General features: G+C 67.7%; 10 protein-coding genes and 1 pseudogene. 8 read left to right on the plus strand and 3 right to left on the minus strand.

Going from position 1 to position 11,416, the window contains the following annotated elements; translation table 11 throughout:
- Window positions 1-178: 178 nt before the first annotated feature.
- The 7 genes and pseudogenes from ppsA to dnaB all read left to right on the plus strand — a co-directional run bounded on the left by ppsA (window position 179) and on the right by dnaB (window position 8,258).
- Entirely contained in the window at window positions 179-2,590 is a 2,412-nt protein-coding gene (gene ppsA, locus ACQ86G_RS15430; protein ID WP_431256173.1) for a phosphoenolpyruvate synthase, read from the plus strand.
- 239 nt (window positions 2,591-2,829) lie between these two features.
- Window positions 2,830-4,908, plus strand: a complete 2,079-nt coding sequence (locus ACQ86G_RS15435; protein ID WP_431256174.1) for a sodium:solute symporter family protein — start codon at window positions 2,830-2,832, stop codon at window positions 4,906-4,908.
- A 204-nt stretch (window positions 4,909-5,112) separates the two neighbouring features.
- On the plus strand, window positions 5,113-5,475 hold the full coding sequence (gene rpsF / locus ACQ86G_RS15440) for a 30S ribosomal protein S6 (protein ID WP_067062529.1): 363 nt from the start codon (window positions 5,113-5,115) through the stop codon (window positions 5,473-5,475).
- Window positions 5,476-5,543: 68 nt separating this feature from the next.
- Window positions 5,544-5,828, plus strand: a complete 285-nt coding sequence (gene priB, locus ACQ86G_RS15445; protein ID WP_067275440.1) for a primosomal replication protein N — start codon at window positions 5,544-5,546, stop codon at window positions 5,826-5,828.
- A gap of 57 nt (window positions 5,829-5,885) precedes the next feature.
- Window positions 5,886-6,176: a 30S ribosomal protein S18 gene (gene rpsR / locus ACQ86G_RS15450; protein ID WP_088403615.1), complete on the plus strand. Its 291-nt coding sequence runs from the start codon at window positions 5,886-5,888 to the stop codon at window positions 6,174-6,176.
- Between the two features lie 11 nt (window positions 6,177-6,187).
- Window positions 6,188-6,640 (plus strand): 50S ribosomal protein L9, encoded by a 453-nt coding sequence (gene rplI, locus ACQ86G_RS15455; protein WP_431256175.1) that lies wholly within the window; start codon window positions 6,188-6,190, stop codon window positions 6,638-6,640.
- 197 nt (window positions 6,641-6,837) lie between these two features.
- Window positions 6,838-8,258: pseudogene (gene dnaB, locus ACQ86G_RS15460) on the plus strand (replicative DNA helicase).
- A 6-nt stretch (window positions 8,259-8,264) separates the two neighbouring features.
- On the opposite strand, the gene ACQ86G_RS15465 reads toward dnaB, so the two are convergent.
- On the minus strand, window positions 8,265-9,020 hold the full coding sequence (locus tag ACQ86G_RS15465) for an SDR family NAD(P)-dependent oxidoreductase (protein ID WP_431256176.1): 756 nt from the start codon (window positions 9,018-9,020) through the stop codon (window positions 8,265-8,267).
- 265 nt (window positions 9,021-9,285) lie between these two features.
- On the opposite strand from ACQ86G_RS15465, the gene ACQ86G_RS15470 reads away from it, so the two are divergent.
- Window positions 9,286-10,176 (plus strand): AraC family transcriptional regulator N-terminal domain-containing protein, encoded by an 891-nt coding sequence (locus ACQ86G_RS15470; protein ID WP_431256177.1) that lies wholly within the window; start codon window positions 9,286-9,288, stop codon window positions 10,174-10,176.
- A 4-nt stretch (window positions 10,177-10,180) separates the two neighbouring features.
- Here ACQ86G_RS15470 and ACQ86G_RS15475 read toward each other — a convergent pair whose 3' ends face one another.
- Together ACQ86G_RS15475 and ACQ86G_RS15480 are read right to left on the minus strand one after the other, a co-directional pair.
- Entirely contained in the window at window positions 10,181-10,816 is a 636-nt protein-coding gene (locus ACQ86G_RS15475; protein ID WP_431256178.1) for a DUF3299 domain-containing protein, read from the minus strand.
- Window positions 10,817-10,827: 11 nt separating this feature from the next.
- Window positions 10,828-11,415, minus strand: a complete 588-nt coding sequence (locus ACQ86G_RS15480) for a DUF3299 domain-containing protein (RefSeq protein WP_431256179.1) — start codon at window positions 11,413-11,415, stop codon at window positions 10,828-10,830.
- Window position 11,416 lies beyond the last annotated feature (1 nt).

Genomic DNA, 11,416 nt, shown 5'->3' on the forward strand with positions numbered 1-11,416 from the left:
AACTTGCCCCTGCCCATCGCATTGAACGCCGCATGAACGCTGCTTCGCGCCGCCCACAAGAATCGACAACACCTGTCGTGCGCCGCGTCATGCCTGTCTCCCTCGAAGCCGCCGACGCGATCGGCCTGCTCGGGAGTGCGCGGGGAGCCCCGGTTTCTCAACATCACGGAGTTTTCCCATGTCTGATGCACGCTTCGAGGCGACCGCCCTGGTCGTACCCTTCGAGAAACTGAGGATGACCGACGTCGAGTCGGTGGGCGGCAAGAACGCCTCGCTCGGCGAAATGATCTCGCAGCTGGCCGAAACCGGCGTGCGCGTGCCCGGCGGCTTCGCCACCACGGCGCATGCCTTCCGCGAGTTCCTCAAGCATGAAGGCCTGGATGTCCGCATCCAGAAGCGCCTGGCCGACCTCAACACCGACGACGTCCGCGCGCTGGCCGCGGCCGGCGCCGAAATCCGCGGCTGGCTGGAAGCGCAGCCCTTCCCGGCCGACCTGGAAGCGGCGATCCGCGCCTCGTTCGCCGGCCTGACCGCCGACAACCCGGACGCCTCCTTCGCCGTGCGTTCGTCCGCCACCGCGGAAGACCTGCCCGACGCCTCCTTCGCCGGCCAGCAGGAGACCTTCCTGAACGTCGTCGGCATCGAGGACGTGCTGCACAAGATGAAGGAAGTCTTCGCGTCGCTCTACAACGACCGCGCGATCAGCTACCGCGTCCACAAGGGCTTCGCGCACAGCGACGTGGCCCTGTCCGCCGGCGTGCAGCGCATGGTGCGCTCCGACCTCGGCGCCGCCGGCGTCATGTTCACCATCGACACCGAGTCCGGCTTCAAGGACGTCGTCTTCATCACCTCCAGCTACGGCCTGGGCGAGACGGTGGTGCAGGGCGCCGTCAACCCCGACGAGTTCTACGTCCACAAGCCGGCGCTGCAGCGCGGCAAGTTCGCGCTGATCCGCCGCAACCTGGGTTCCAAGCTGATCCAGATGACCTTCTCGACGCCCGAGGAAAAGGCGGCGAGCGGCAAGCTGGTCAAGACCGTCGACGTCGAGGTCGAGCAGCGCAACCGCTACTCGCTGACCGACGAGGACGTCGTCCAGCTGGCCAAGTACGCGGTGATCATCGAGCAGCATTACGGCCGCCCGATGGACATCGAGTGGGGCAAGGACGGCAACGACGGTCAGCTCTACATCCTGCAGGCGCGTCCGGAGACGGTGAAGAGCCAGGCCGAGGGTCAGGTCGAGCAGCGCTTCAAGCTCAAGGGTTCCGGCACCGTGCTGGCCGAGGGTCGCGCGATCGGCCAGAAGATCGGCACGGGCCCGGTGCGCCTGGTCGACAGCGTCGCTGAAATGGAACGCGTCCAGCCCGGCGACGTGCTGGTCACCGACATGACCGACCCGAACTGGGAACCGGTCATGAAGCGCGCCAGCGCCATCGTGACCAACCGCGGCGGCCGCACCTGCCACGCGGCGATCATCGCGCGTGAACTGGGCATCCCGGCGGTGGTCGGCTGCGGCGACGCGACCGACAAGCTCAAGGACGGCCAACTGGTGACGGTGGTCTGCTCCGAGGGCGACACCGGGTTCATCTACGACGGCCTGCTCGAGACCGAAGTCAGCGAAGTCCACCGCGGCGAGATGCCCTACAGCCCGGTGAAGATCATGATGAACGTCGGCAATCCGCAGCTGGCCTTCAACTTCTCGCAGATGCCCAACAGCGGCGTCGGCCTGGCGCGGCTCGAGTTCATCATCAACAACAACATCGGTGTCCACCCGAAGGCGATCCTGGACTATCCGAACATCGACAACGACCTGAAGAAGGCGGTCGAGTCGGTGGCCCGTGGCCATGCGTCGCCGCGCGCGTTCTATGTCGACAAGCTGGCTGAAGGCATCGCGACGATTGCCGCCGCCTTCTGGCCGCAGCCGGTCATCGTGCGTCTGTCCGACTTCAAGAGCAACGAGTACCGCAAGCTGATCGGCGGCTCGCGCTACGAGCCGGACGAAGAGAACCCGATGCTGGGCTTCCGCGGTGCATCGCGCTACATCTCGGGCGAGTTCCAGGATGCGTTCGCGATGGAATGCGAGGCGCTCAAGCGGGTGCGCAACGACATGGGCCTGACCAACGTCGAGATCATGGTGCCCTTCGTGCGCACGGTGAAGCAGGCGCAGAAGGTCGTGGAGATGCTGGCGGAACGCGGCCTGAAGCGCGCGGCCAACGGCGGGCAGGACGGCCTGCGCGTCATCATGATGTGCGAGGTCCCGAGCAACGCCATCCTGGCCGAGCAGTTCCTGGAGCATTTCGACGGCATGTCGATCGGCTCGAACGACCTGACGCAGCTGACGCTGGGGCTGGACCGCGACTCGGGCCTGGAGCTCCTGTCTGGCGACTTCGACGAACGTGATGCGGCGGTCAAGGCGCTCATCTCGCGTGCCATTGCGGCGTGCCGCGCCACGGGCAAGTACATCGGCATCTGCGGTCAGGGTCCCAGCGATCATCCGGACTTTGCCGAATGGTTGGCTGCCGAAGGCATTGCTTCGTTGTCCCTGAACCCGGACTCGGTGGTCGAGACCTGGCAGCGTCTCGCGAAGCGCTGAGCCCTCGCGCAGCACCTCACGACGGCCCTGCGGGGCCGTTTTCATTGCCGTCCTCGGTCGCAAAACCGTGAAAGGACGGCAGTGGTTGGGGACGGCATGGCGTGGGGTTTCGGACCTTGCGTCCGGGGCCCCACGCCATGGCGGCCAACGCTGCGGCCCAAGCAGGCGGGCGGTCGCCGACACGCCCCGGGGGAAGTTGTGGATGCGCCCGCACCGCAAGGGGGCGATGATCCGCCCCCATGTCGACTCCTCCGCCAGACGCCGCGTTCCGCCGCCGGCTCCACCGCATCTACGGTGCCTACACGATCGGCTTCGTGCTGCTGGTCGGCGTGCTGGGTGTGCTGGAGCGGATGGGCATGCCCAAGCAGTGGCTGGGGTTCTCGTTCCTGCTGCTGACGGTGCTGATCTACGCCGGCATCGGCGTGTTCAGCCGCACCACGGATCCGGTCGAGTACTACGTGGCCGGCCGCCGCGTCCCGGCTTTCTACAACGGCATGGCTGCCGGCGCCGACTGGATGAGCGCGGCGAGTTTCCTCGGCATGGCGGGCAGCCTGTACCTCGCCGGTTACGGCGGGTTGGCGTTCGTGCTCGGCTGGACGGGCGGCTTCTGCCTGGTGGCGCTGCTGCTCGCGCCTTACCTGCGCCGCTTCGGCGGCTTCACGGTGCCCGACTTCCTCGGCGCGCGTTTCGAGAGCCGAGGCCTGCGGGTGATGGGCGCCGCGGCGGCGGTGCTGGTGTCGTTCATCTACCTCGTCGCGCAGATCTACGCGATCGGCCTGATCACGACGCGCCTGACGGGACTGACCTTCGAGATCGGGCTGTTCGTCGGTCTCGGCGGCGTGCTGGTGTGTTCCTTCCTCGGCGGCATGCGGGCCGTGACGTGGACCCAGGTGGCGCAGTACATCATCATGATCGTGGCCTACGTGGTGCCGGTGATGTGGCTGTCGACGATACAGACGGGGTCGCCGCTGCCGCAGTTCACCGCGGGCACCGAGATCCGCGAGATCACCGTCCGCGAGCAGCAACTGCTCCACGACCCCAAGGAGCTGCAGGTCCGCGGGCTCTATGAGCAGCGCGCCAAGGACTTCGAGCAGCTCGTCGCCGGGTTGCCGCACTCGCTCGATGCCGAGCGTCAGCGTGTCTCGCAGGTCATCGCCCAGCTGAAGTTCGAGGAGGCGCCGCTCGCGCAGATCCAGGCGGCGGAGAAGGTGCGCGCCGCGTTGCCGCGCACCGAGGCCGAGGCGCGCGACCTCTGGCAGCGCGCCGTCGCTTTCAACCGCCAGCGCGCCGAGCCGCTGGCCGGCATGCCGCCGCACGCGTTGCCCTTCGCCGGCGATCCCGACGGCACGCCTGCCGAGCAGGAGGCCTACACGCTGGCGCGCCGCAACTTCCTGGCGCTGGTGCTGGTGCTGATGGTCGGCACCGCCGGCCTGCCGCACATCCTGACCCGCTACTACACGGTGCCCACGGTGGCGGAGGCGCGCCGCTCCGTGGCCTGGACGCTGTTCTTCATCGCGCTGCTCTACCTGTTCGCCCCGGCGCTGGCGGTGATGCTCAAGCACGAGGTGCTGCACCACCTGGTCGGCTCGCCGATCGCGGAGCTGCCGGGCTGGATGAAGCAGTGGATGCGGGTCGATCCGGGTCTGCTGAACATCCAGGACATCAACCAGGACGGCATCCTGCAGCTGGGCGAGCTTCGCCTGGGCGGCGACATCGTCATGCTGATGACGCCCGAGCTCGCCGGCCTGCCGTACGTGCTCTCCGCGATGGTGGCCGCCGGCGCGCTGGCCGCGGCGCTGTCGACGGCGGACGGGCTGCTGCTGACGATCTCCAGCGCGCTCTCCCACGACGTCTACTACCGCGTCATGAATCCGCGCGCCTCGATGACGCAGCGGGTGACGATCTCCAAGGCGCTGCTGCTGGCGACCGCGCTGACCGCCGCGGCCGTGGCCGCGCAGAAGCCGGCGGACATCCTGCTGCTGGTGTCGGCGGCGTTCTCGCTGTCGGGGTCCACGCTGGTGCCGGCGCTGGTGGCCGGCATCTTCTGGAAGCGCGCCAACAAGCAGGGCGCCGCCGCCGGCATGCTCGCCGGACTCGGCATGACGCTGTACTACATGGTGAACGCGCACGCGGGCTTGCGCCAGGCGGTGGGCATCGGTGGCGACCCCCAGCTGTGGTGGGGCATCCAGCCGATGGCCGCGGCGTTGTTCGGACTGCCGGCGGGCGTCGCCGCACTGGTCGCGGTGAGCCTGCTGACGCCGCCCCCGTCGGCGACCGCCCGCGCGCTCCAGGCCCGGGTGACCGGCGCTGCGCCCTGAGGTCTGGCCTGCCCCCTGGCCGAGGCCCGGTCGGGGGAGTGGACGCAGGACGCCAAAGTCGTCTAGAATCCGCGATTCCCCTTGCCGGGCCCACGAGTAGACGCTGGGGTCCGGCTTTCAGGCCAAGGGCCGGTTCCTGGGATGGCTTCAACGCTGGACCAGGACCACCGCGCCGGAGGTCGTCGAAATCCATAAGGAGTTCGTATGCGTCATTATGAAATCGTTCTGCTGATCCATCCGGATCAAAGCGAACAAGTTCCGGCGATGCTGGAGCGCTACAAGGGCCTGGTCACCAACGGTGGTGGCAAGGTTCATCGCGTGGAAGACTGGGGCCGCCGTCAGCTGGCCTACATGATCCAGAAGCTGGCCAAGGCGCATTACCTGTGCCTGAACATCGAATGCAGCAAGGAAATCCTGGCTGAAATCGAGACCGGTTTCCGCTTCAACGACGCCGTGCTGCGTCACCTGACCGTCGTCAAGGACAAGGCCGAGACGAACCCGTCGGTGATGATGAAGGCCGTCGAGCGCGAAGAAGCCCGCAAGGCCCCGCAAGAAGCGTCCGCCTGAGCTGACAAGCGCGGTCACTGACGTTCCCGAATTCCTGACCTGCTGACTCACGGATCTTTCCCGCTCGCATGAACCGACTGGTGCTGCAGGCGCAGATCCTCGAGATCGCGGCGATCCGATACACCCCCGCCGGGCTGCCGGCCCTGGACCTGATGCTCAAGCACGAGTCCATGGTCGATGAAGCCGGCTCCACGCGCAAAGTCGCGATGGAGATCAAGGCGGTGGCGATCGGTGAAGTCGTGAAGCGGGTCCAGGCGCTGGGCCTGACGGAGAAGACGGTGTTCACCGGATTTCTCTCGGCACAGCGGCAGGGGCGAGGCACGGTGTTTCACATCACCGGTTTCGCCGACTGAACGGGACGGACCGATCGCGCAGATCGTTTAAATCTGGATAGATAGCAGGAGTTCACTATGCCCCCGCCACGTGGTAAAGGTCGGTTCTCGAAGGACCGCAAGCCCAAGCGCAACCAACAATCGCTGCTGTTCCGCCGCAAGCGTTTCTGCCGCTTCACCGTCGCCGGTGTTGAGCAGATCGACTACAAGGACGTCGACGTCCTGCGCGACTTCATCGGTGAAAACGGCAAGATCGTGCCCGCCCGCCTGACCGGCACGCGCGCCTTCTTCCAGCGTCAGCTGTCGGTGTGCATCAAGCGCGCCCGCTTCCTGGCCCTGCTGCCGTACAGCGACCAGCACAAGGTCTAAGGAGTCCACCCATGCAAGTCATCCTGCTGGAAAAAGTGGCCAACCTGGGTAACCTCGGCGATGTCGTCAAGGTCAAGGACGGCTATGCCCGCAATTTCCTGATCCCGACCCGCCAGGCGCGCCGCGCCACGGAATCGGCCATCAAGGAATTCGAAGCCAAGCGCGCCGAACTCGAGAAGGTCGCCGCCGAGAAGCTGGCCGCCGCACAAGCCCTGGGCGAGAAGATCAACGGCAACACCGTGACGATCTCGCAGAAGGCCGGCGTCGACGGTCGTCTGTTCGGTTCCGTGACCAACGCCGACATCGCCGAAGCGCTGACCAAGGCCGGCACGGCCATCGTCAAGTCGCAAGTGCGTCTGCCCAACGGTCCGCTGAAGACCGTCGGCGAGTTCCCGATCCACGTTGCTCCGCACACCGACGTGGTGGTGGAAGTGACCGTGAAGGTCGTCGCCGAGATCGAGTAATTGCTCGAACGTCCGGCTTGGGCGCTCCGCGCGCCCTCCGGACATGCCCTGACCCCGCCAGGCCCTTGGGCCTGACATGATCAAGGCAGAACAAGAAAGCCGACAGCTGCGAAGCCGTCGGCTTTCTGCTTTTCCGGGGTTGAGTTATCCCGCTCGCTCCACAAGCTATCAAAAGCTCATCCACAGGCTTGTCCACAATGTCCGCGATCTTCACCACGCCCGGATCCAGTGCCAGCGACAGCGAGATCGCGCGACTGCGCGTGCCGCCCAACTCGGTGGAAGCCGAGCAGAGCGTGCTCGGCGGCCTGCTGATCGACAACACCGCCTGGGACAAGGCGGCGGACACGCTCAGCGACTCCGATTTCTACCGCTACGAGCACAAGCAGGTCTACGCCGCGATCGGCAAGCTGATCAACGGCGGCAAGCCGGCGGACGTGGTGACGGTGTTCGAGGAGCTGACCTCGCTCGGCAAGGCCGAGGAATGCGGCGGACTGGCCTACCTGAACGCGCTGGCGCAAGGCGTGCCGAGCGCGGCCAACCTGCGTCGTTACGCCGAGATCGTCCGTGAGCGCGCGATCCTGCGCAAGCTGGTGGCGACCTCGGACGAGATCGCGACCGCCGCGCTGAATCCCGCCGGTCGCGCGGTCAACGAGATCCTGGACGAGGCCGAGGGCAAGATCTTCCGCATCAACGAGGAAGGCTCGCGCGGCGGCACCGGTTTCCAGAGCATGGACCGGCTGATGGTCGAGCTGATGGACCGCGTCAACGAGCTGGCGGAGCAGGGTGCCGAGGACGTCACCGGCGTGCGCACCGGCTTCTTCGACCTGGACCGCATGACGGCGGGCCTGCAGCGCGGCGACCTGATCGTGCTGGCGGCGCGCCCTCGATGGGCAAGACCGCGTTCGCGATCAACATCGGCGAGGCCGTGGCGATCAACGAGGGCCTGCCGGTCATCATCTACTCGATGGAAATGGGCGCGGCGCAGCTGGCCCTGCGGATGGTCGGCTCGATCGGCCGCATCGACCAGAGCAACCTGCGCACCGGCCGCCTGAAGGACGACGAATGGGGCCGGCTGGCCGAGGCCGTCGACAAGCTCGGCAACGCGCCGATCTACATCGACGAGAGCCCGGGCCTGTCGCCCAGCGAGGTGCGTTCCAGAGCGCGGCGCCAGGCGCGCATCTCGGGCCAGATCGGCCTGATCATCATCGACTACCTGCAGCTGATGAGCGGCAACGGCGGCGGCAGCGAAGAGAACCGCGCGACGGTCGTCGGCGAGATCTCGCGGGGACTGAAGGCGCTGGCCAAGGAGCTGCGCTGCCCGGTGATCGCGCTGTCGCAGCTGAACCGCTCGGTGGAAACGCGTCCGGACAAGCGGCCGATGATGTCCGACCTGCGCGAGTCGGGCGCCATCGAGCAGGACGCGGACATCATCATGTTCATCTACCGCGACGAGTACTACACCAAGGACGAGTGCAAGGAGCCGGGTGTCGCGGAGATCATCATCGCCAAGCAGCGTAACGGCCCGGTGGGCACGGTGAAGCTGGCCTTCGTGAGACAGAACACCAAGTTCGAGAACCTGGCGCCGGGCTACGTCAGCCCGGGCGGCGACGAGTACTGATCGCCGTCAGATCACCTGGCCGCCGGACACCTCGATCCGCTGCGCGTTGACCCAGCGGTGGTCGGCGGTGAGCAGGCTGGCGATCATCGGACCGATGTCGTCGGGAACGCCGACGCGTCCCAGTGCCGTCATCCCCGCGAACTGCTGGTTGAGATCGGGCATGTCGCGCACCGCGCCGCCGAGGAAGTCGGTTTCGATGGCGCCCGGCGCCACCGTGTTGACGGCGATGCCGCGGCTGCCCAGTTCCTTGGCCAGGCACACCGACAGGACCTCCACGGCGCCCTTGGCCGTCGAATACGCCGAGAAGCCGGGGAAGGTCACGCGCGTCAGCCCGGACGAGAGGTTCACGATGCGGCCGCCGTCGGCGATCAGCGGCAACAGCGCCTGCGTCAGGAAGAACACGCCTTTCACGTGGACGTTGAACAGGGCGTCGAAGTCCGCCACGGTGGTGTCGGCGAACGAGGCCATCGCGCCGTGACCGGCGTTGTTGACGAGGTGGTCGAAGGCGCCGCGCCCCCAGGTGTCCCGCAAGGCGGCACGGACCTGCCCGGCGAAGCCGGCAAACGTGTTGACGTCGGCGACGTCCAGCGGGAGCGCCACGACCTGGCGACCCAGTGCCTGGATCTCCTGGACGACGCGTTGCGCCTCGGCGGCGCCGCTGCGGTAGGTGAGGATCACGTCGCCGCCGCGGCGCGCGATGCTGAGGGCGGTGTTGCGGCCCAGGCCGCGGCTGGCGCCGGTCACGAGAGCGATGGAAGTCATGTCAGTCTCCGAGAGGATGAAAAGGGGTCGCGGCGGAAGGGCCGCTCGGCTCCGGCGATGCGCCGGAACGGCATCCAATGTGCTTGTGGCCCGTCTCCCGCAGTTGCCAGTTCCTTCCCCAGTTCTTGCCTGATCCCGGGTTGCCGGGGACCGGCCGGAGGTCGGTGAAGGCGCGCTCCGGCACGGCTTGCTCGAAGATCGGCGTTTCTTGCGCGATCCTCCGCGCCCCGTTGCGGACGCGGGACGTGATCGCTACCGTGCGTGCATGTCCACGTCGTTGCTCCCCGTCGTCCGGCGCTACGCCGATTTCTATGCCGATGCGCAGGGCGTCGCCGTGACGCCGCTGCCCGGGTTCACCGTCCTGCGCGCCACGAGCCCGAGCGAGCTGCTGTATGCGATCTCCCGGCCCCTGGTCGCCCTCGTGGTGCAGGGCAACAAGCGCGTGATGATGGGCGCGCGCGCCTTCGACTTCGGCGCCGGGGATTCGTTGCTGATCACCGCGGACGTGCCCACCATCAGCCAGATCACCGGGGCGACGCTGGTCGAGCCGTACTACTCGCTCGTGCTGGACCTGGATCCGTCGCTGATCCAGGAACTGGCGCTCGAGATGAGCGTGGCCGAAGGCGATCGCGGCACGCCCGTGCGCGTCGATCCGACGGACCCCGAGGTGAGCGCCACGGCGTTGCGCATGCTCGAGCTGCTGGATCGCCCGACGGCCGTGCCGGTACTCAAGCGGCAACTGGTGCGCGAGATGCACTACTGGCTCATGGCGGGCCGCCATGGTCCGGCGATCCGGAATCTGGGCGTGTCGGACAGCCGCTCCCGGCAGGTGTCGAAAGCGGTGGCCCTCATCCGGTCGGAGTTCGCCAGGCCGCTGCGCATCGAGCGCCTCGCCGAGGCCGCGGCGATGAGCCCGTCCACCTTGCACGAGCACTTCAAGGCGGTGACCTCGCTGTCGCCGCTCCAGTTCCAGAAGCAGCTGCGCCTGATCGAGGCGCGCCGGATGATGTTGTCCGAGAACGCCGCCGCCTGCGATGCCGCCTATGCGGTGGGGTATGAAAGCGTGCCGCAGTTCACCCGGGAGTACGGCCGCATGTTCGGGGCGTCCCCCGTGCGCGACGTGAAGGGGACGAAGGCGAGGATCCGGGCGGTCTGAGGCCTCAGCGCTCCACGCGCACCGTCTCCGGCACGAGGCGGTAGCCGCTGGTCGCGAGCGCCGAGCTGAGGGCGTGGACCTGCAGCGTGCCGGTGACCGTCACGATGGACATCGCGCGCACGCCCTCGATCTTCGCGGGCGTCTTCACGTAGACGATCTGGTTGGGCGGCGGCGGCGGGCTGTGGATGCAGGCGCCGAACGACGGCACCAGCAGGAACTCGTCGGTGCCGCCCCATCCCACGCCCACCGGCACCGCGTAGCCGCGCAGGCGCACGCGGCGGCCGTCGAGTTCCGGTCGCACCGGCGCGTTGTCGAAGGCGTCCCGCAGGTCTTTCAGCATCTGGCGCGCGAGGGGATCGTTGTCATCGAGCTGGGCGACGTCGGGTCCGCCGCCTTGACCGCCTTGACCGCCTTGACCGCCTTGTTCGCCTCGACCGACCCGCGGCCGCGGATCCCATCCCGGCGGCATCAGCTCCGCCCACGCGATGGCCTTCACGTCGGCCGGCGGATCGGTCGCGAGCGGCGCGGAAGCGATCGCCCGGGACGGATCGGTCCGGTTCAGCACGATGCCCGCGGGGATCCCGATCGCGACGACGGCGGCCAGCGCGAGCAGCGTCAGCGGGGTTCGCCAGGACCGCATGACCGGCGCGATCAACGCGGCTTGTTCCGGTAGGGCTCGACGATCGCGGCGTCGAGGCGATATCCGCTGACGCCCATGTCGCTGGGCTGCCGATCCAGCCGCATCAGGCCGCTGGCCCACACCGTGTCCATCGATCGCAGCTGTTTCGCCGGCTGCGCCAGCTTCACCAGGATGATCTGGTTGGCGGGCGGCGGCGGCATGTGGATGCAGGCGCCGAAGTAGGGCACGAGCAGGAACTCGCGCACGCCGTCGCGATCGGTCTGCAGCGGCACGACGTAGCCGGGCAGGCGCACCGGCGTGTCCTGCAGCGTGTCCACCAGCGGCGCGTTGTCCAGCTCGTCGCGCAGGTCCGCCATCAGTGCCGCGGTGCGCGGGCTGTTGTCGCTCAGACGTCCGATGCCGACGTCGCGGAACCGCTTCATCGGATCCCAGCCCGGCGGGACGAGCTGGATCCAGGTGAGGTCGCGGTAGGCCGATGTCGGCCCACTGGCTGCCTTGGCCTCAGGCTGCGCAGCCGGCGCCGCGTGGGCCGAGGTGATCGCAAGCGCGACCGCGACCGCGACCGCGCCAGCGGCGATACGAAGGGAAACGGATGTCATG

Origin of the sequence: Roseateles chitinivorans, from assembly GCF_050632145.1 — a bacterium.
Taxonomy (GTDB): Bacteria; Pseudomonadota; Gammaproteobacteria; order Burkholderiales; family Burkholderiaceae_C; genus Roseateles; species Roseateles chitinivorans_B.

Excerpts from the sequence above, each read along its gene's own strand:
- ACQ86G_RS15470 (WP_431256177.1), top strand. The coding sequence starts at position 9,286 with ATGTCCACGTCGTTGCTCCCCGTCGTCCGGCGCTACGCCGATTTCTAT.
- ACQ86G_RS15435 (WP_431256174.1), top strand. The coding sequence starts at position 2,830 with ATGTCGACTCCTCCGCCAGACGCCGCGTTCCGCCGCCGGCTCCACCGC.
- rplI (WP_431256175.1), top strand. The coding sequence starts at position 6,188 with ATGCAAGTCATCCTGCTGGAAAAAGTGGCCAACCTGGGTAACCTCGGC.
- ACQ86G_RS15465 (WP_431256176.1), bottom strand. The coding sequence starts at position 9,020 with ATGACTTCCATCGCTCTCGTGACCGGCGCCAGCCGCGGCCTGGGCCGC.
- ACQ86G_RS15475 (WP_431256178.1), bottom strand. The coding sequence starts at position 10,816 with ATGCGGTCCTGGCGAACCCCGCTGACGCTGCTCGCGCTGGCCGCCGTC.
- priB (WP_067275440.1), top strand. The coding sequence starts at position 5,544 with ATGAACCGACTGGTGCTGCAGGCGCAGATCCTCGAGATCGCGGCGATC.
- rpsF (WP_067062529.1), top strand. The coding sequence starts at position 5,113 with ATGCGTCATTATGAAATCGTTCTGCTGATCCATCCGGATCAAAGCGAA.
- rpsR (WP_088403615.1), top strand. The coding sequence starts at position 5,886 with ATGCCCCCGCCACGTGGTAAAGGTCGGTTCTCGAAGGACCGCAAGCCC.
- ppsA (WP_431256173.1), top strand. The coding sequence starts at position 179 with ATGTCTGATGCACGCTTCGAGGCGACCGCCCTGGTCGTACCCTTCGAG.
- ACQ86G_RS15480 (WP_431256179.1), bottom strand. The coding sequence starts at position 11,415 with ATGACATCCGTTTCCCTTCGTATCGCCGCTGGCGCGGTCGCGGTCGCG.